This is a genomic window from Rhizobium sp. 2MFCol3.1, assembly GCF_000377565.1.
Classification (GTDB): domain Bacteria; phylum Pseudomonadota; class Alphaproteobacteria; order Rhizobiales; family Rhizobiaceae; genus Rhizobium.
Genome location: NZ_KB898355.1, coordinates 42,323 through 62,349, shown reverse-complemented (window position 1 = coordinate 62,349; position 20,027 = coordinate 42,323). Strand labels below are relative to the sequence as shown.

General features: G+C 60.9%; 18 protein-coding genes. 14 read left to right on the top strand and 4 right to left on the bottom strand.

Going from position 1 to position 20,027, the window contains the following annotated elements:
• Positions 1–36: 36 nt before the first annotated feature.
• Entirely contained in the window at positions 37–816 is a 780-nt protein-coding gene (locus D460_RS0106235; RefSeq protein ID WP_018897661.1) for an SDR family NAD(P)-dependent oxidoreductase, read from the bottom strand.
• 217 nt (positions 817–1,033) lie between these two features.
• Here D460_RS0106235 and D460_RS0106230 point away from each other — a divergent pair, with 217 nt between their 5' ends.
• From D460_RS0106230 to D460_RS0106210, 5 genes are all read left to right on the top strand, one after another.
• Positions 1,034–1,879 carry an amidohydrolase family protein gene (locus D460_RS0106230; RefSeq protein ID WP_245267715.1) on the top strand — a complete coding sequence of 282 codons (846 nt, stop codon included), beginning with the start codon at positions 1,034–1,036 and terminating at the stop codon, positions 1,877–1,879.
• 64 nt (positions 1,880–1,943) lie between these two features.
• Complete coding sequence (locus D460_RS0106225; RefSeq protein ID WP_018897659.1) at positions 1,944–2,717, top strand: SDR family oxidoreductase; 774 nt, start codon at positions 1,944–1,946, stop codon at positions 2,715–2,717.
• Between the two features lie 20 nt (positions 2,718–2,737).
• Positions 2,738–4,246 (top strand): aldehyde dehydrogenase (NADP(+)), encoded by a 1,509-nt coding sequence (locus D460_RS0106220; protein WP_018897658.1) that lies wholly within the window; start codon positions 2,738–2,740, stop codon positions 4,244–4,246.
• 104 nt (positions 4,247–4,350) lie between these two features.
• Complete coding sequence (locus D460_RS0106215) at positions 4,351–5,331, top strand: GntR family transcriptional regulator (RefSeq protein WP_037110901.1); 981 nt, start codon at positions 4,351–4,353, stop codon at positions 5,329–5,331.
• Positions 5,332–5,478: 147 nt separating this feature from the next.
• Positions 5,479–5,682, top strand: coding sequence for a hypothetical protein (locus D460_RS0106210; RefSeq protein WP_018897656.1), 204 nt, complete (start codon positions 5,479–5,481; stop codon positions 5,680–5,682).
• On the opposite strand, the gene D460_RS0106205 is transcribed toward D460_RS0106210, so the two are convergent.
• Complete coding sequence (locus D460_RS0106205; protein WP_018897655.1) at positions 5,679–6,593, bottom strand: AraC family transcriptional regulator; 915 nt, start codon at positions 6,591–6,593, stop codon at positions 5,679–5,681. The two genes, D460_RS0106210 and D460_RS0106205, sit on opposite strands and share 4 nt — an antisense overlap.
• A 331-nt stretch (positions 6,594–6,924) precedes the next feature.
• Here D460_RS0106205 and D460_RS0106200 point away from each other — a divergent pair, with 331 nt between their 5' ends.
• Together D460_RS0106200 and D460_RS0106195 are read left to right on the top strand one after the other, a co-directional pair.
• On the top strand, positions 6,925–7,881 hold the full coding sequence (locus tag D460_RS0106200; protein WP_018897654.1) for a phytanoyl-CoA dioxygenase family protein: 957 nt from the start codon (positions 6,925–6,927) through the stop codon (positions 7,879–7,881).
• A 201-nt stretch (positions 7,882–8,082) separates the two neighbouring features.
• Complete coding sequence (locus D460_RS0106195; RefSeq protein ID WP_018897653.1) at positions 8,083–9,249, top strand: ROK family transcriptional regulator; 1,167 nt, start codon at positions 8,083–8,085, stop codon at positions 9,247–9,249.
• On the opposite strand, the gene D460_RS32635 is transcribed toward D460_RS0106195, so the two are convergent.
• On the bottom strand, positions 9,250–10,137 hold the full coding sequence (locus tag D460_RS32635) for an alpha/beta hydrolase (protein WP_051110770.1): 888 nt from the start codon (positions 10,135–10,137) through the stop codon (positions 9,250–9,252).
• 226 nt (positions 10,138–10,363) lie between these two features.
• Between D460_RS32635 and D460_RS0106185 the strand changes: the two genes are divergently transcribed.
• From D460_RS0106185 to D460_RS0106160, 6 genes are all read left to right on the top strand, one after another.
• Entirely contained in the window at positions 10,364–11,107 is a 744-nt protein-coding gene (locus D460_RS0106185) for an ATP-binding cassette domain-containing protein (protein ID WP_037110899.1), read from the top strand.
• An 18-nt stretch (positions 11,108–11,125) separates the two neighbouring features.
• Positions 11,126–12,166 (top strand): ABC transporter permease, encoded by a 1,041-nt coding sequence (locus D460_RS0106180; protein ID WP_018897650.1) that lies wholly within the window; start codon positions 11,126–11,128, stop codon positions 12,164–12,166.
• Positions 12,167–12,272: 106 nt separating this feature from the next.
• On the top strand, positions 12,273–13,277 hold the full coding sequence (locus D460_RS0106175; protein ID WP_018897649.1) for a sugar-binding protein: 1,005 nt from the start codon (positions 12,273–12,275) through the stop codon (positions 13,275–13,277).
• A gap of 99 nt (positions 13,278–13,376) precedes the next feature.
• Positions 13,377–14,228, top strand: coding sequence for a sugar phosphate isomerase/epimerase (locus D460_RS32630; protein ID WP_081619864.1), 852 nt, complete (start codon positions 13,377–13,379; stop codon positions 14,226–14,228).
• 53 nt (positions 14,229–14,281) lie between these two features.
• Positions 14,282–15,466, top strand: coding sequence for a Gfo/Idh/MocA family oxidoreductase (locus D460_RS0106165; protein ID WP_018897647.1), 1,185 nt, complete (start codon positions 14,282–14,284; stop codon positions 15,464–15,466).
• Positions 15,467–15,505: 39 nt separating this feature from the next.
• Positions 15,506–17,164, top strand: a complete 1,659-nt coding sequence (locus D460_RS0106160) for an FGGY-family carbohydrate kinase (protein ID WP_018897646.1) — start codon at positions 15,506–15,508, stop codon at positions 17,162–17,164.
• 19 nt (positions 17,165–17,183) lie between these two features.
• Here the strand turns inward: D460_RS0106160 and D460_RS0106155 are convergent, their stop codons facing one another.
• Positions 17,184–18,719, bottom strand: a complete 1,536-nt coding sequence (locus D460_RS0106155; protein ID WP_037110897.1) for an altronate dehydratase family protein — start codon at positions 18,717–18,719, stop codon at positions 17,184–17,186.
• 133 nt (positions 18,720–18,852) lie between these two features.
• Here D460_RS0106155 and D460_RS0106150 point away from each other — a divergent pair, with 133 nt between their 5' ends.
• Complete coding sequence (locus tag D460_RS0106150; protein ID WP_018897644.1) at positions 18,853–20,022, top strand: fumarylacetoacetate hydrolase family protein; 1,170 nt, start codon at positions 18,853–18,855, stop codon at positions 20,020–20,022.
• Positions 20,023–20,027 lie beyond the last annotated feature (5 nt).

Below are 20,027 nucleotides of genomic sequence, written 5' to 3'. Positions count from 1 at the left end.
CGATAGGGCCTCCTCTTCAGTCGGCTCACGCAGAAATCAGTCGGTACGCACCGCGCCGCCTTCGACGCGCAACAGCGCGCCACGCGTCGCGTTGGACGCCGGGCAGCAGAGATAGACGATCATGTTGGCGACCTCGTCCGCCTCGGCGAAACGGCCGAGCAGCGACGTCGGCTCATTGACCTCGAAGTGGCGTTTCTCGAACGCCTCGAGAGACATGCCCTTGGCCTCGCGATAGACCCATTCGCTGATCGTGCCGCCGGGAGCGACGCAGTTGACCGTGACGTTGGTGCGGTGAAACTCCTCGGCGATGCTGCGAGACAGCCGAATGACGGCTGCCTTGCAGACGCCGTAGTCGATCAGCACGGGCGTGCTGACGAGGCCGGACTCGCTGGTCATGAAGATGATCCGACCGAAGTCCTTCTTCTTGAGAAGCGGCGCATAATGGCGCGTCAGTCGAACGCCGCTCATGACGTTGAAATCCCACTGGAACTGCCAGTCCTCGTCGGTCAGCTTTTCAAATGGTACAAGGTTGCTGGTGCCGCCGGCCATATTGATCAGGATATCGACGTCCTTGACGATATCGATGACCTTCTGGCAGCCCTCCGCGGTCGCAACATCCGCCTGAACCGTCATGACCTGGGCGCCAGGAACGCGCTCGCGCACCTCATCCGCAGCCTTCGTCAGGCGATCCGCGTTTCTCCCGTTGATCCAAACCTTTGCGCCACGCGCCGTCAGGCCCTGGGCGGTGGCAAGGCCAATCCCTGTCACCGATGCGGTGATCAGCGCGGTCTTGCCTGTCAAATCGAGGTCCATCATCGCCACGAGTACATCCTCCTATTTCGTGTGATCGTTACCTGATTCCGAGCGCGTCACTTGGAGCGCTAAACTCGGCGGTCGGCGCTAGATTTAGCGTTAAAATATTGACTGCGCAAGCGCTTCTGTATAATGCACGCAATAATCAGATCATATGTTGGTTTTGGCGATGAACTAAGGCCGATGTGGCACTTCGATGGGCGGGAAGCGGAGGGACTGCGTGGAAAATCGTGACGGATCATCCCAAATCTTGGACTCACATTGCCATTTCTGGCAGCTATCGCGCAGCGACTACGGCTGGCTGCAGACCGGCGACGAAACTCTCGCCTCTATTCGAATGGATTTCGGGCCGTTCGATTATCCGGCCAAACGCAACGTCATTGCAGTCCAGGCCGCACCAACGGTCGCGGAGACCGACTACCTGCTGGCACTAGCCACCGAACACACCTTCATCTCAGGTGTCGTTGGCTGGATAGACCTCACTTCAAGCGGTTCCATCGCGACGCTCAAAAGATGGTCGCCAAACCCCAAGCTCAAGTCCGTGCGCCCGATGCTGCAGGATATCGAGGACACCGAATGGCTGCTGACCGCACCACGATCGGATGTCCTGGGTGCAATTAAGCAGCTGGGTCTGCGCTTCGATGCACTGATTACCGAGCGCCATCTACCCGTTCTGGCGAAATTCGCTGCGGACAACCCAGAAATTCCGATCGTTGTCGACCATGGCGCCAAGCCGCAGCCGGGCGACAAATCCGCTTGGGAACAAGGAATGCGCGCGCTTTCGCGCGACGGCAGGATTCATTGCAAACTATCGGGACTTCTCACGGAGTTTTCGCGTCAGGAGTTGCGCAATCCGAAGCCATCCCTCGACGCGATCTTCGGCCGTTTACTGGACTGGTTTGGCCCTAACCGTCTGATGTGGGGGAGCGATTGGCCGGTTCTGACACTTTCTGCCGGCTACGAGGACTGGTTCGGCTACGTCGGCGAACTTCTCGACGAGCTTTCTCCCACGGAACGAGCGGCGATCATGGGCGGAACCGCGATCCGCTTCTACGGGATCGCCTGATGGTCCTGAGATCATAGGTGACAACCGGCCTTCGACTTTCAGATCACACAACAGGAGCAAAGTGATGGATTTACACCTCCAGGGCAAAGTCGTTGTCGTCACGGGCGGCGGTTCCGGCATCGGAGCAGCGATCTGCGAGGTCCTAGCCGAGGAAGGCGCAAAGCCCGTGGTTCTCGCACGCCGCCGGCCGTCCGAGGAATGGCTTTCGGCAACCGGTGCGGATTTCCAGCAGGCCGAGCTCTCGAATGACGAGGCTTGCCGCGCAGCGGTCGGCGCGATCAGGCAGCGTCATGGTTCGATCCATGGCCTGGTCAACAATGCCGGCGCGAACGACGGTGTCGGGATAGACAAGGGGCCGGATGCCTTCCGCGACAGCCTCGACCAAAATCTCGTCCACTACTACACCATGGTGCACCTGCTGGCCGACGACCTCAGGGCAACCCAGGGCGCGATCGTCAACATATCCTCCAAGACCGCGCTGACTGGCCAGGGCGGCACATCCGCCTACATTGCAGCCAAGGCGGCGCAACTGGGGATGACGCGCGAGTGGGCTGTCGAATTCCTGCCCGACAAGGTCCGTGTGAACGCGATCGTCGTCGCGGAAGTGATGACACCGCTTTATCGCCGCTGGCTCGACACAATGGCTGACCCGGAGGCGGCGTTGAAGGAGATAACCAACCGCATCCCGCTCGGACAACGCATGACGGAAGCCCGCGAGATCGGCGACGCCTGCGCGTTCCTCTTGTCGGATCGCTCGAACCATACGACCGGTCAGTGGATATTCCCGGATGGCGGCTATACCCACCTTGACCGATCGATCGGCGCTGGATCGCGCTAACAAAACTGGAGGATAGACACATGACCTTTAAACCCCACGGAAAACACCTGATCGCGGGAAACTGGATCGGCGGAGGAGCGACCTTCCAGAACGAGCCGGCGACGGGCGAAGCCTCGTCCTTCTCGATGGGCACCGTCGATCTTGTCAATCAGGCCTGCAACGCCGCCGAAGACGCCTTCTGGCCTTACGGCTACAGCACGAGGGCCAGCCGCGCGGCATTCCTGAATGCGATCGCAGACGAAATCGAGGCCCGTGCAGCCGACATCACAGCCATCGGATGTCAGGAGACCGGCCTGCCCGAGGCAAGACTGAACGGAGAACGCGGACGCACGACCGGCCAGCTGCGCCTTTTCGCCAAGGTCATTGAGGACGGTGACTATCTCGACGAACGTCACGACGCTGCGCTTCCCGACCGCCAGCTGCTTCCCCGCCCTGACCTTCGCCTGATCCAGCAGCCGGTCGGACCGGTCGCGGTGTTCGGCGCTTCGAATTTTCCGCTCGCCTTCTCGGTGGCTGGTGGCGATACCGCCGCAGCCTTGGCGGCGGGATGCCCCGTCGTCGTCAAGGGCCACTCCTCACACCCCGGCACCTCGGAAATCGTGGCAGAAGCCGTTCACGCCGCAATCCGGAAATGCGGCATTGCCCCTGGCGTCTTCTCGCTCGTCCAGGGCGGGCGGCGCGATGTCGGCACGGCTCTTGTGCAACATCCGATGATCAAGGCCGTCGGCTTCACCGGTTCGCTCGGCGGCGGACGCGCGCTCTTCGATCTCTGCGCCTCCCGTCCAGAGCCTATTCCCTTCTTCGGTGAACTGGGTTCGGTAAACCCGATGTTCGTGCTGCCGCATGCGCTGAAGGCTAGAGCCGATGCCATTGCCAAGGGTTGGGCGGCGTCGATGACGGCATCCGCCGGGCAGCTTTGCACGAACCCCGGGATTGCCGTCGTTCCCGAGGGATCGGACGGTGACGCCTTCGTGGCATCGGTCGCGGACGCATTGAAGGCGATCGCCCCACAGACGATGCTGACATCGGGTATGGCAGACGCCTACCGCTCTGGAAAATCGCGCTTCGAAACCCGCAACTCGGTGAAAGCCGTCTATACCACCGACAGCACCGGGCGGAACGCATCGCCCAACCTTTACGAAGTGCCGATGAGCACCTTCCTCGACGACCATACGCTCGCGGAAGAAGTCTTCGGCCCGCTCAGCCTCGTTGTGCGTGTTCCAGGTGCGCAAGATATGCCTTCGCTGGCCAAGAGCTTTGTCGGGCAACTCACCGCCACGTTGCACATGGATGCCGAGGACACCGATCTGGCACGCCGCCTGATGCCGATCCTGACGCGCAAGGCCGGCCGAGTTCTCGTCAACGGCTATCCGACCGGCGTCGAAGTGGTTGATAGCATGGTGCATGGCGGTCCCTACCCGGCCAGCACGAACTTCGGAGCGACGTCGGTCGGCACCATGTCGATCCGCCGATTCCTGCGTCCCGTCTGCTTCCAGAACATGCCCGAGGGACTTTTGCCCGCGGCATAAGAGCCGTCAAATCCCGGTCAGCCGAGCTGTTGGCTGACCGGCGCAGTAGTCGACATGCCGAGCCGAGGACGATACAATCGCTTTCATCGAACGATCGAAGAGGCATGGGCTCCGAATTGCAGCGCAAACAGACGTTGGCTGAAAAGCTAAGCCGGAGCCTCAGGGATGCTATCGTCAGCGGGGATATCGCGCCCGGGACCGTCTTGACGGAGGTGCCACTGTCCCAGCTTGTCGGCTCCAGTCGGGTACCTGTACGAACTGCGCTGCAGGAGCTGATGGCGGAGGGCCTCATGCACCGCGCCGGAGCCCACGGCTATATCGTCGGCGCCTCGGGGGTCGAGCCGATCCGCGTTCCATTGGCCCAATCTCTGGCCCGCCTGTCGATCCTCCACGAGCCCCGCATCAATTTCGCGTGGCAGACGCTTTACGACGACGTCGAGCAGAAGGTCGTGCACCGCTCGTTCTTTGGTCGGGCAAGGCTCAACGAGCACGAGCTCGCCAGGCACTATGGCGTGGGCCGCACCGTCGCCCGCGATGTGCTTTCGCGATTGGAAACCCTTGGCATGATCGAGAAGGACGAGGCGTCCCGATGGTCGGTCGTCCCCTTGGACGAGCGGCGCATCCTCGAGCTTTACGAACTGCGCGAGCATCTCGAACCCGTCGCTCTCGCCGGCGCATTGGAACGGCTCACCGACGATGAGGTGGCCGCCATGACCGCGCGGCTGACTGATGGAGCGAGCCGTTATCCCGCGATCTCGGCCGCCGAAATGTATGAACTCGAAGTCGATCTGCATGTCACCTGCGTGCAACGCACCAGCAACCGCGAGCTTGCCAAGGCGCTGCAGCCGACGCATTGCTTGCTCACGCTATCCAAACATACCGTCGGAACCAAGGTCGAGAAGCTGCCGCGAGAAGCATTCTTCGATGAGCACGCGGCGGTTTTTGCCGCCATCCGCCAAGGAGACCCCGCCAAGACGGAAGCCGCCATGCGCGCTCATATCAGGAGTTCGGTCGCCGGCGTCGTTGCGCGCGCCGAGATGGTTCGCCACGAGGGAACGACGGAGCCTGCGAGTTTCTTCGTGTGAACCGAGCCGACCGGAATCATTTCTCCTATTGAAGCCCAAACGCCAGCGGGAACGCGACAATAGTATCAGAATGAGAGAAACCGGGACAACACGGGCTCCGGCGAATCCATATCCTTCGCACATGCCATATGTCTTGGGAGGACGAGTATGTGCCATGGTGGAGAACGGCGCGGGCCGTATGGATCGGACTATCATCCTGATGATATCGAGGCGGCTCGCTTCGTCGAAGGCCGTCTTGGCGATGATGACGAGGTGGCTAATCCCTGTCGCTTTGGCGGCAACTGCAAGCGCTGCCTGGCATCGCTGGAGCAACTCGCCACCTTCGGCGTCAGTGGCGCACCCGAGTCCTAAGTGTCTGCCGGGCCAACAACCTTCGTCGCTCGGTTGGATTGTCCGGCCCGCCCGGCGTTGAACCGCTGTCGGTATTCGCGTGGGGTCTGGCCCTTGAGCGTCTTGAACTGCCGCCCGAAGTTTGCAAGCGAGCGATAGCCGACGGCCTCGGCGATCGATGCAATCGGCCGATCGCCAGCAATCAACTCACCGCACGCTTCCCCGATCCGCAGTCGCGTGACGTATTCGCTGAGCGTCAAGCGCGTGTGCCGCAGGAACATGCGATGGAACGCGGACGTGCTGAGCGCGGCGAGCTCCTTCAGGTCGGCAACCCTGATCTCGTCCCGGTAATTCTTGTGGACGTGTTCGAGTACCCGGTCGATCCTCGAACCGGGCGCCTCGGTTGCCAGCGGTGCCTTGTTGGGCGCGCTCAGCGGAGCAGCACCCTCGTCCGTCGCAAGCGACAGGAGAATGGCCATCAAATCCATCAGCCGGTCGGCAGGCCGCTTGTCGAATATGGCTTCGATCGATGCTCGGACCCGATCGGACGCCTGCGGGGAAAACTGAAGACCGCGCGAAGACCGCTCCAACATCGCGTTGATCGGCTTCAGTTCGGTCAGAAGTTCGGTCAGCCCCCGCGCCCATTCAGGCCGAAACCAGATCACCATAACGTTGTGGGGTTGATCCTCGTTAATCTTGCTGGACGACGACCAGGTATGTGGAAGGTGCGGCCCTAACAGCACTAGGTCCCCATCGTCATACGTCCCGACATGGTCGCCGACGAAGCGGTGCCCGCGCGAGTTCGTGGTCAGTGTGAGTTCGAATTCCGGGTGATGATGCCACTCGAACGGAACGTTGGGGTGCCTCAGCGCCCGCACCATCGACCAAGACGCATCGTCGGCGACCACAACCTTTTCCAGAAACGGCTTCATGAAGTCTCCATCCCAAGACCGGCAAGCTCCGGCGCAACCTCCCCGCCCCGGATTCCCTCCAGTTTAGCGCTAGAAACGGCACTGAGGATAGACTTGCCACCGGAATTCCGTCGTTTCGTTCGCAACAGCGGTCTCGGTCGGGAGAAATCTGCCTCAGCGGCGACCGACCTGAATTGATGCTCACTGCGCCGATATACCGGAGGTGACGTTGAGCGCCGGATAGACGCGACAATAGTATCATTATTCAACACGGCGCTACCACATGGCCAGCAAGGCCTCGGATATCGTTCTCGAATGCCGGTTGGAGACTGGCTGCCAAGGAGGAGAAACGATGACCCACGCTACCGATATCAACAAGGACGACCATCCGACATCGAGCCGCGCCACGACGCCGCTCGCCCAGATCAACAAGAAGCTGCCCTTGCGCGTGCTCTCGGAGGAGGACTTCAAGCATTGGCAGAAATGCGGCTACGTGATCGTCCGCAACGCCGTGCCCAAGGAAAGCGTCGACCGCCTCAAGGCGATGCTGTGGGAGTTCGAGGAGAAGGACCCCAACGATCCATCCACGTGGGACGTCGCTTCACGCAATCCTGTTCCGGACGGCGCGGTTGCCAATACGGGCATGGTGGAGGTCTACCATCACCAGCTTCTCTGGAATAACCGGATGGAGCAGCGCATCTATGACGCCTTCGTCGACATCTGGGACATGGAAGACCTTTGGGTGTCGATCGACCGCGCAAACCTGAACACGCCGAACAGGGGCAAGCGCGCCTCCCCCGGCTTCATCCACTGGGACGCGGACACATCGCTTGATCCGCTGCCGATCGCGGTTCAAGGCGTGCTTTCGCTGGTCCATCAGGACGGTGGCGATATCGGCGGTTTCCAGTGCGTCCCGTATCTTTTCGAGCATTTCGACGAATGGGTGAAGACCCAGCCCGCGGACCGCGACCCGCACCGCCCCAACATGGCTGGTATCGAGAACAAGGCGGTCAAGCTCGAACTCTTCCCCGGCGATCTGATGATCTTCAACTCGCTGCTTGCCCACGGCGTCGCACCCAACACCTCGGAAAACAAGGTACGTATGGCGCAGTACATCTCCATGTTCCCCGCGGACGAACACGATCTCGTCGAGCGCGAAGCCCGTATCCGCTCGTGGCGCGAACGCGCTCCGATCGCGCGCGCCGGCTTCGTCGGCGATCCGCGTGGCCTGGAGAAGCTGCACGGCAAGACGGCGGAGCTCACGCCGCTCGGCGAAAAGCTGCTCGGCATGAAAAGCTGGAATGCCTGATTAATTGCAATGGAAAACGTGTTGACCAAGACCGGGCTCCCATTCGTGGGGGCCCTTTTCGTGGCCGCGAGATTTCGACTGCTTTAATTTGTCTCAGAGAAAAACTATCCTATCCGTAGAGCGGGATTCTGCTAACATCTTAGACAATCGAGCGTTGAGCCATGCACACTGCTCGGTGATTGAAAGGAACGAATTCGACCTATGACGACGACGCGCCTCCTCCGCCATGTCAACTCCCAGAAGTGCCTTCGCCTGCTCCGTGACAGAGGTCCTCAGTCGAAGGCTGACCTTGCAAGGGAGCTTGGCGTCACCAAGACGACAGTGGGCTATGCCGTGGGCGAATTGATGGATGCCGGATTGGTGGTCGAGGTCGGCATCGAGCAGGGTGGGAGTTATCGAGGACGTCCGGGCAACGCGCTGACCTTGAACTCGAACGGCGCATATTTCGTGGGCGTCGAAGTCACACCGGAGCACCTGCTGGTAGTTCTCTGCGATTTCTCGCTGGCGATCGTCAAGCGCGTGACCATCCCCCTCAAGATCTCGGAGACGCCGGCTGACAATGTTGTCCCGAGAATCAGATCCATCGTCGATACAATGCTTCGGGAGAGCCGCCTCTCCGAGACAGATGTCTACGGCCTCGGCATGTCGGTTTCGGGTATCGTCACGCCAGCCGGCCGGGTCTTTATCCCGCCGGTTCGCCTGTGGAACGAGGTCGATCTGACGGTGATGCTGACCGCAGCAATGCCGCGTGGCTGGGTCATCAAATGCTGCAACGACGCGGCCGCAACGGCCTTCCTCATCTCCGAACGATTGCCTGAGCGCGAGAAGGAGAGCCTGCTGGTTCTGGTCCTCGCCAACGGTATCGGCAGTGCAGTCGTTCGCAACGGCATCGTCGATCGTGGTGCACATGGGGTCGCCGGCGAAATCGGTCTGATGCGGCTGTCGGATGCGCTCTCGAATAGCGCCAACACGTTCCAGGACGGCGCCGGCTACGCGCACTTCGCCAAGTTCATCGGCACGGCCGAGGACCCGGAAGATGCCGTCAACGCCCTGGCTGCGATGGGGGAAACCGATGCGGAGTTGCTTGAAACCCTCTCCGTGTGGTCGGACAGACTCGCGGCGGCGTTCCTGAACGCGATCTATCTTCTCGACCCGGCGCTCATCGTGGTGTCGGGGCCGCTTTCTGTTCTCTATCCGAAGGTAGCGGAGAGAGTGGCCGAACGGCTGCAGGAGAAGTTCATTCCCGGACTGTCAGTCCCGCCGATCGTCGTCGATGGCCCCGGACAGCGCCTGCCCGCGGTCGGAGCGGCGGCCCTCATTCGCGAGGACCTGTTTCTCCTTCCAGCATTCAGTTCGGTCGCGGCCTGATTACCGTCCGCGAGCGACGGCGAACTGCGCGAGATCTTCGAGCGCGGTCTTCGCGATCTGCGATCCGCTAACGCTCCAGGCTTCCAGAAAACCGTGAATGGCGCGGGGGTAGATTTTCAGTTCCACGGAGACGCCGGCATAGCCGAGCTGCCGCGCCATCTCGATGTTTTCGTCGTAGAGATTGTCGTGGCTCGCGACCGACAGGAATGTCGGCGGCAGCCCCCGCAGATCGGCCTTTATCGGGCTGATGAGGGGGTTGGCGGGATCGCCATCCTCGCCGAGGTAAAACGCCTGTGATGAGCGGACGCCCTCGGTGGTCATAGGTAACTCGCCCCCGCCGTAGCGTGCTGACGACTCCCTTTCGCTTTCGAGATCGAAGCCGCCATAGATGAGCGCGAGCCCTGCAACATGGATTTTGTGTCGATCGCGCAGGATAATTGCCGTGCCGATCGCGAGGTTCGCCCCAGCGGAATCTCCCATCAGGACGATCGGCGTGTTCGGGTCGTCGAGGATAACCTGCCGGACAAAGCCTACGCAGGCTTCCATATTGGCTGGAAAGCGAACTTCCGGAACCAGGGGGTATTCGAACCCGATCACCTTGACCGGGCCGTCGGCGGCGATCTGGCGCATGATCGGATCGTACACATCGAGATCGAGATGGCTCCAAGCGCCACCGTGCAGATAGACGACGGTCACGCCCTCGGCGGACGCAGGCCGATAGGTACGATACCGCATTCCTTCGAACGCCCCTTCCTCGACAGTCTCAACGAACGGTATCACACGGCTTGCCTCATCACGGAGCCGTCGCGTCGCCGACCTGACATCCTCGATCGCCTCGGATGCCATCAGATCGTCCGCCTTCTTCAAATACCGGGCAAATGCCTGCATATCCGGCCCCAATTCGTCATACACACTCATTCTTCGCCTCCTCCCAATTAACAATTTGACACAAGTCTTAGACTAAGACTATATGCAGGTTACGGAGGATACAAGACGCCAGCGGGATGTGGAGGATTAATTTAGTTCAGGTCTAAGACAAAGATTCGATGTCTTGGACTTTGTTCCCGCCTGGTGACGGCATCCGACAGAAAACTCAGCGAGAAGGAGGAGAAGCTTGCAGAGTGTTCTTGAACTAGCGAACGTGTCGAAGAATTTCGGCGCGATCCAGGCGCTTACCGATGTTTCGTTTTCAATCAAGCCTGCGGAAATCGTTGGCCTGATGGGCGACAATGGCGCGGGGAAGTCGACCCTCATCAGGGTGATTGCCGGCAATCATACACCCAGTTCCGGCAGCTACAGGCTCAACGGGACCGACGTCCATTTCACCAAGCCCGCTGAAGCCCGGGCAAGCGGCGTCGAGGTCGTCTATCAGGACCTCGCGCTCTGCGACAATCTCTCAGCCTCGGCAAACGTCTTTCTCGGCCGGGAGATCATGCGCAAGATCGGCCCCTTCAAGTTCCTCGACCACGGCGCCATGCGCCGGCGAGCCGTGGAGATTTTCCGCGAACTGAAGACCGAGACGCGCGCCCGCGATCTGGTGGCGCGCATGTCCGGCGGCCAACGCCAGGCCGTGGCAATCGCCCGCACGCGCCTCGCCCAGTCGAAGATCGTTCTCATGGACGAACCGACGGCCGCAATCTCGGTTCGTCAGGTCGCCGAGGTTCTGGCGCTGATCAAACGCCTTAGAGACCAGGGCACGGCGATCGTTCTCGTATCGCACCGAATGCCCGATGTCTTCGAGGTCTGTGATCGCGTCATCGTGATGCGCCGCGGCCAGAAGGTCGCGGACAAGGCGATCGCCAGCACCTCGCCCCAGGAAATCACCGCGCTGATCACCGGCGCCCAGGCCAGCGCCTGATCAATTCTGAGAGCGAACATGACCGATCAAACCAATTCGACCGCAGGGTCGCCAAATCTCACAAGTTCAAACGCCGCCGATCTGGACGCAGTTCTGGATAAGCGCGAACGCAGTATCCTGAGGGCATTTCTGCACAGCCAGGAATTCTGGATCCTGCTCGTCGTCATCCTGTTGTGTATCGTCGTTGGCGCAGTTGCACCCAAGTTCCTTTCAGTCGCCAACCTATCCAACATCCTGCAGAATTTCGCCTTCGTCGCACTGATGGCGATCGGAATGACGCCGGTCATCATGACCGGTGGTATCGATATCTCGTCGGGTTCGAACCTCGGCCTCTGCGCGATCTCACTGGCAATCATGCTAAATGGCGGCATGCCATTCTTTCCGGCGGTGGTCTTGACCATGGCGGTGGGCGGCTTCGCCGGAGCAATCAACGGCTTCCTTATCACCGTTATGAAAATGCCGCCCTTCATCGTCACACTCGGGATGATGAGCGTCTTGAGATCGATCACGCTCGTCATCTCACGCAACCAGGTCTTCTACGACTTCGGCCCGGGCGGCGACATGCTGTCGGCGATCGGCGGCGGCACGCTTCTCGGCATTCCCACGGTGCTGATTGCAGTCTTGATCGCGGCGATCGCAATGCAATTCGCACTGACGATGACGCGTTGGGGCCGCTACGTGAAGGCGATCGGCGGCAACCAGAACGCCGCGGAACTGACGGGCCTGCCTGTCTATGCGATCAAGCTCTCTGTCTACATCCTCATGGGTGTGATCACGGCGCTGACGTCGGTGTTCCTGCTCGGCTGGCTTGGGGCAGCGACCAACGTGCTCGGCACCGGGCAGGAGCTTCAGGTCATCGCGGGGTCGGTCATCGGCGGTGCGAACCTGATGGGCGGATATGGCAGCGCTCCGGGCGCCGTCGTCGGCTCGCTCCTGATCGAGGTCATCCGCAATTCACTGCTTTTGGCCGGCGTCGATCCCTTCTGGCAGGGAACCTTCGTCGGGGCATTCATCATCTTCGCCGTCTGGCTGGAGCGACTGCGCATGTCGCGCCAATAGGCCACCGCTCGCCGGTGACCACAGGAGGAATTGCGCGAGACCAAAGCATACTGAGCAAAACCACACTGAGCCAAACCACACTGAGATTGTCGAGGAGGACATCAACGTGAATTCGAAATACAAAGCAAAGCAGGCATTGGCAGCACTGGCGGTCCTGGGAGGAGTGGCCACGGCACTGCCGGCGGGCGCATCCGCCGCCGAGACATACGCACTCATCCCCAAGGGCCTGATCGATCCCTTCGGCGCGAAGATGAAGGACGGTTGCGAGGCCGCCGCCAAGGAGATCGGTGTCACCTGCCTGTTTGTCGGCCCGACAAGCAATGACGAAGGCGCCCAGATCCAGACGCTGAACGACATGGTGACGCGCGGACTTGATGGCATCGCCATCGCGCCCAAGAACCCCAAGTCGGTCGCCCGCTTCATTCAGAAGGCCAAGGATTCCGGCGTTCCCGTCATCACCTTCGACAGCGATCTGCCCGAAGAAAATCAGAGCCTCCGCACCACCTTCGTCGGCACCGACAATTACAATTTCGGCGTCACGCTGGCCAAGAAGGTCATCGAGATGAAGCCCAAGGGCGGCAGTGTGTGCATTCAGTCCGGAACACCAGGTTCGATCAACCTCGACACCCGCGTCCAGGGCGTGCGCGATACGCTGGCTGGCTCGGACCGCACCAAGCCGGTCGCCAAGCTCGACGGCCAGAACGGCTGGACCGAACCGTCGGGATGCCCGCTTTACAACAACGACGACATCACCCTGGCCGCGCAGCAGCTCAACGATCTCGTCATCGCGCATCCCGATCTCGACGCGCTGATCGCGGTCGGCGGTTGGGCACAGTATGCGCCTGACGCCTATAAGCGGGCGATGAACAGGGTCAAGGAGCGGATCGATTCCCATCAGTTCGTCATCTCGTTCGGCGATGCCGAGCCGCCGCAGATGCCGCTGCTGAAGGCAGGACTGAGCAGCTTCAACGTCGGCCAAAACCCCTACCAGATCGGCTACAAGGCACTGATGGCACTCCACGACCTCAAGGCTGGCAAGACGGTTCCGCCGTCGATCGACACCGGGTTCGTGACCTGCACGCCGGAGCAAGCCGACACCTGCGGTAAGTAAGACCTCCCTGCCCTGCGCCCAGCAGCGGCTCGCCAAAAGTCAGGGCCATCAGGCCCTGACTTCCAAACCACAAGTCCTTCAAAAGCACTGGATGCGACCATGGCGACACTCGGCCTACTTTCCCCGGAATTCCCGTCCCCCAATCTGGAAGCTAACCTCAAGGCGATGGCCGCCGCCGGCGCGACGGGCGTCCAGTTCGACCTCGTGAACGCCTTCGGTGACACGTTCCCCGAGAGCCTTAGCGAGAGCCAGATCGCCGCCGTCAAGGATGGCTTTGCCGCAAACGGCCTTGAGCTCTCCGCACTGTCAGGCACCTACAACATGATCGACCCCGATCCGGCAAAGCGAGCTGAAGGCGCGGAGGGTCTGGACCGCCTGATCGCGCTCGCGCCTAGACTTGGCACCAAGGTCGTCACGTTGTGCACCGGGTCGCGCGATCCAGAGGATATGTGGAAAAGGCATGAAGACAGCGATAGCCCGGAAGCGTGGCAGGACCTCCTCGTCACAGTCAAACAGGCGGTGAAGACCGCAGAGGCACACGGCATTCTCCTCGGTGTCGAAACCGAAGTGGGCAATTCCATCAACACTGTCCGCAAGGCGCGGCGTCTGCTGGACGAGGTCGGCTCGCCGAACCTGAAAATCATCATGGACGGCGCCAACATCTTCCAGAAGGGCGAACTGCCGCTTATGCGCGAGAAGCTTGACGAGGCCTTCGACCTTCTCGGCAACGATATCGTGCTGGCTCACGCCAAGGATCTCGACCGGGATGGCGAGGCCGGACACGTGCCGGCGGGGCTCGGAAAGCTGGATTACCCTTACTACCTCCAGAAGATGCAGGAGAGCGGCTACCAGGGATCGATCATTCTGCATGCGCTGAAGCCCGAGCAGGCCGTCGCGCGTCTGGCATTCGTGAGGGGCGCGGCTCCGGCAGGCTATCTCAAGTCGCGATAAGCGATGTGGCCGCGTCCACATCAAATTCCATCACCTATTCAACGAGGGACCCAATGAGAGTTGGTATCATCGGCTGCGGCAACATTTCCGACATCTACGCCGCCAACAGCAAGCTTTTCCACGACATCGACATCGTCGCCTGTGCCGACGTCGTGCCGGAGGCGTCGAAGCGCATCGCCGGCAAATTCGGGCTGGAGGAGAGGTCCGTCGACAAGCTCCTTTCATCCAAAGATATCGATATCGTCCTCAACCTGACGATCCCCAGCGTCCACGCCGAGGTGAGCCGCGCGGTGCTCGATGCCGGCAAGCATGTCTACGTCGAAAAGCCTCTCGCGACCTCACTCGAGGACGGTATCGATCTGGTTCGCCGCGCGAAGGAGAAAGGTCTGCGCATCGGCTGCGCGCCGGATACCATTCTCGGTGCTGGCCAGCAGACGGCGCGACGGAACATCGACGACGGATCGGCGGGACAGATTCTCACCGGCGTCGCGGCGATCATGTCCAAGGGAATGGAGCACTGGCATCCCAACCCGTCCTTCTTCTACCAAGCCGGTGGCGGCCCGGTTCTCGACATCGGTCCGTACTACATCTCGTCACTCTGCAACCTGCTCGGCCCGGTCGCCTCGGTGTATGCGACCGGGCAGATCAGCCCGGCCGAACGCATCTATGGTGCCGAAGGTCCGAACAAGGGCAAAACCTTCAAGGTCGAGACTTTCACGACGATCAACGCCATCCTCAAGTTCGAGAGCGGCGCGACCATCACCTTCATCGCCAGCTGGGACATCTGGCGCAACGGCATGCGCCCGATCGAACTGCATGGAACCAAGGCATCCCTTCGCGTTCCCGATCCCGATACATTCGGTGGGGACGTGGAGCTCTCCGACACCACTTTGCCCCTCAATACGCATGACGCTGAGGCCTTGGCGCTGGTCGGACAAAGGCCGGATTGGAATCCTGTCGACACGACCAAGCTTCCGTTCGGCGCGATCAACTATCCCTTTGGCCGCCCCACGATCGCCAACTACCGCTCGCTCGGTCTTGCGGAGATGGCGAACGCCATTGCCAACAACCGACCGCACCGTTGCTCGGGAGACTTCTCGCTTCACACGCTGGCTGTCATGCTGGGCGTCCTCCAGTCGGCCGAGCTTAAGCGCGAGGTCCAGGTATCCCATCGGGCAGAGCGCCCAGAGGCGCTCACTCCGGAGCAGGCCTCCAGCCTTCGCAGCGAAAGCCTTTAGCCTGGCTGAGCCGATATCCCTATCGAAGAGGATCTCAACATGGTTTGTTTCATCGGCGTGGATGTCGGCACCGGCAGCGCGCGTGCAGGCCTCGTGACCGAAACGGGGCTCCTGCTTTCGTCCGCCCAATCCCCGATCCGCATGTGGCGGATCGGCATAGATATCGTCGAGCAGAGTTCTGACGATATCTGGTCCGCTGTTGTCCAAGCCGTCCGTGAGGTGATGACCAAGTCTCGCATGGACCCTAAGGAGATCGCCGGAGTGAGCTTCGATGCGACCTGCTCGCTGGTGGTGGTCGATGCCGCGGGATCGCCGGTCACGGTGAGCCCGACAGGAGACAATGATCGCAACGTTATCGTCTGGATGGACCATCGAGCGATTGACCAGGCCGATCGCATCAACCGGACGAAACACCTCGTACTCTCCTATGTCGGCGGCTCGATATCGCCGGAAATGCAAACGCCCAAGCTGCTTTGGCTCAAGGAAAACCTGCCGGATACATACAATCGAGCAGGGCATTTTTTCGACCTCACCGATTGGCTGACATACAAGGCGACCGGGTCTACCGATCGCTCCGCCTGCACAGTGACCTGCAAATGGACTTATCTGGCGCACGAAAAGCGATGGGATCCTGACTATTTCAAGCAAGTCGGCCTCTCGGATCTTGCTTCTAACGATTTCCAGCGCATCGGCCGGACAGTTGTTGCACCCGGAACCCCTGTTGGCTCGGGTTTGACGAGCGAGGTTGCAGAAAGTCTCGGCCTGCTCCCAGCCACGGCGGTCGGCGCAGGGGCGATTGATGCGCATGCCGGAGGCATTGGCTCGTTGAGTGTCGGGGCAGTCGCCCAAAGTCAAATGGCCTATGTGTTTGGAACATCCGCTTGCGCGATGGCCAGCACCTCAAGCGAACGATCGGTGCCCGGGGTATGGGGACCGTATTGCGGGGCAATGCTTCCCGATCTTTGGTTGCTGGAAGGCGGGCAGTCGGCGGCCGGCGCCGCGATCGATTACCTCGTGCAATGCCACCCATTCTTTCCGACAGCTCAGAAGATGGCCAAACTCGAGGTCTTGCACCTGTTGGCCTATCTTGAACAGGAATGCGAAAAACGGTTCCCGAATGCGGACAACATTCCGACGAGCATTCACGTCGTGCCGGAATTTCTCGGCAATCGCGCCCCGCATGCTGACCCACACGCAAAGGCGACCATCACGGGGCTCACCCTCTCCGACAATCTGGAAAGCCTGTGCGAACTCTATCTCGCCGGAATTGGCGGGATAGCCTATGGAGCACGCCAGATCGTCGACGCGATGAACGCAAAAGGCGTTGGTATTTCGCAGATCGTGGTCAGCGGCGGCGCGGGCAGGAGCAGCCTAGTCAGGCAGATCCTGGCCGACGCGACTGGGCTCGAAGTCGGCATACCCATGTGCAGGGAGCCAGTTCTGCTCGGAGCGGCAATCTTGGGTGCCGCAGCATCGGACAAGTTCGATGATGTTTCGAGCGCGATGCAAGCCATGACGAAAATGGGCGAAATCAAGAAGCCGCGTCAGGGACGTCTTCGCCAGCTGCATGACGCCCGCTATAACGTGTTCCTCAGCCTGCAGGAAGCCGAGCGAAAGGCGCGGCAAATCATGGAGGCGGTAAACATTGACTTGCACTCGGACGCGACCGGACAAAAGGCCCCACGCAATGTCGCGTGAGGCCTTCCCGTGATTTCGCTCAGGTAATTGCCCCGACCTGCCACGGCACGAACTCGTTGTCGCCGTAATCATAGACCTCGCTGACGGTCTTCTGTCCGGAAGCCACGGCGAGGATCTGCTCGAACAGTTTTTCGCCGGCGCCCTCGATCGTATCGACGCCCGTCGCGATGCCGCCGGTGTCGGCGTCCATGTCCTCGCGCATGTGCTCGTACATCTCGGTGTTAGTCGCGATCTTGATTGTTGGTGCCGGCTTCCATCCAGACACGGAGCCACGCCCCGTCGTGAAGCAAACGACATTGCAGCCCCCGGCGACCTGGCCTGTTACGGCAACAGGATCGTATCCGGGCGTATCCATGAACACGAAGCCGGTTTCGTTGATGATCTCCGCATATTCGTAAACAGCCTTGAGCGGCATCGAGCCCCCTTTGGCCACGGCGCCGAGAGACTTTTCGAGGATCGTCGTCAGGCCGCCCTGCTTGTTGCCGTAGCTCGGATTGTTGTTCAGCTCGGCGCCATTGCGCGCGGTATAGTCGCGCCACCAGTCGATGCGATCCATCAGCTTTTGCGCGATCTCCGGGCGCACGGCGCGACGGGTCAGAAGATGCTCCGCACCGTAAATCTCAGGCGTTTCGGCCAGGCATGTCGTCCCGCCATGGCGCACGATCATGTCCGAGGCGTGACCTAGGGCCGGATTGGCGGTAATGCCGGAATAGCCGTCGGAGCCGCCACACTCGAGCGCGACCTTGAGTTTCGACAAGGGCTGGGGCGTGCGCACCGCCTTGTTCACGGAAGGCAGCATCTCGCGGATCATGTCGCAGGCGGCTTCAATCGTCTTTCTCGTGCCGCCAAGTTGCTGGATCGTCAGCGTCTTGAAGCGCTGGCCCTCTTCCAGCTGGTAGTGTTCGAGGATCGGCTGAATCTGGTTTGTTTCGCAGCCCAGCCCGATCATCAGGATGCCGCCGAAATTCGGATGGCGCGCATATCCCTGGATGACGCGCGTCAGATACTTGTAGCCCTCGGACTTGTTGCTGATGGCGCAGCCGAGCCCATGCGTCAGCGCTACCACGCCGTCGACATTGTCGAAACCATCGAGACCGCCCATGCGGTTGAAATGATCGGCGATGTAGCGCGACACCGTCGCCGAACAGTTCACCGTCGTCAGGATGCCGATGTAGTTTCGTGTCCCCACCCCGCCGGCGCCGCGATCATACCCCATGAAGGTGCGGCGATCGGCGGGAGCGACCATTCCCGTCTCTTCTGTCTCCGTGGAAAACTGATGCGCGGCATGGCCTTCCGACATCGCAAGATTGTGGAGATGCACGTGGTCTCCGGGCCGGATCGCCTGTGTGGCAACGCCGATCACCTGGCCGAACTTCCTCAGCTCCGATCCGGCAGGCATGTCGCGAAGAGCAACCTTGTGGCCACGCGGTACCATCTGATTGGCAACGATCCCCGACACACCCGTCGTTTCCCCGGCGCCGATCCTACGGCGCGCGACGGCAACATCGTCAGCAGAGTTGAGAAGAATTGCTGCGGCGCTCGAATCTGTAGACATGGACAAGCTTTCTGTATATTGCGTGCAAGCAACAGAAAGCTTCGACCCGACAAATGTCAAGAGGTTTTAGGGTCGGGACCGCCGCGGCAACGCGATAGCGCGCACCAATAATTCTGCATCGTGAGGAGAGATCATGCGTTCGAACAATGTGCTGACGTCCCAGGACGTGCTTCCCCAAGACGCCACTTCGGCAATCCTCATCGGCCGGATTTGGTCCGACAAGGCTGGCGGCCCTTGCCCGGTTCTGGTGCGCGAAGGGCGCCTTCTCGATCTTACCGAGATTGCCGTCACGGTCTCCGGCCTGCTTGAGCTCGAAGGGATCGCACAGAAGCTCGCATCGACGTCATCCCTACCGGATCTGGGACGCCTCGATGACATCCTCGCAGGCAAAGGCGGTCGTCTTCTCGCGCCGATCGATCTTCAATCGGTCAAGGCGGCCGGCGTCACGTTTGCCGACAGCATGCTGGAGCGCGTCATCGAGGAACAGGCAAAGGGCGACGCCGGTCGCGCGCAGGAGGTCCGCGATCGTCTCGCTCCCGTGATCGGCGACAGCCTCAGGGGCGTGGTTGCCGGATCGGAGAAAGCCCGTCAGGTCAAGGAGCTTCTCCAGGGCATGAACATGTGGTCGCAATATCTCGAAGTCGGCATCGGCCCGGACGCGGAGATTTTCACCAAGGCCCAGCCGATGTCATCGGTCGGATGTGGAGACGATGTCGGCATCCATCCGATCTCCGAGTGGAACAACCCGGAGCCGGAGGTCGTGCTCGCGGTCCGCTCGGACGGTCAGATTGTCGGCGCGACGCTTGGCAACGACGTGAACCTTCGGGATGTCGAGGGACGGTCCGCTCTTCTCCTCGGAAAGGCCAAGGACAACAACGCCTCGTGTTCGATCGGCCCGTTTATCCGCCTGTTCCATGGAACGTTCACCCTGGAAGAACTCGGCAAGGTTCGCGTGACGCTCCGCGTCACAGGCGACGACGGTTTCGAGATGACCGGCGAGAACGCCATGGAAGCGATCAGCCGCAAGCCGGCCGACCTTGTGGCCCAGCTTCGCAACCGCAACCATCAATATCCTGACGGTGTCGTGCTGTTCCTCGGAACGATGTTCGCCCCCGTCAAGGACCGGCGCGGCGTCGGCAAAGGCTTCACCCACGAGATCGGTGACATCGTCGAGATCGGCACGCCGCTTCTCGGCCGCTTGGCGAACCGCGTCACGCGCACGGACGAATGCCCTGAATGGACCTTTGGGACACGCGCTTTGCTCCGGAACCTTGCCGATCGCGGTCTTGCGTCCCGCATTTGAGAACG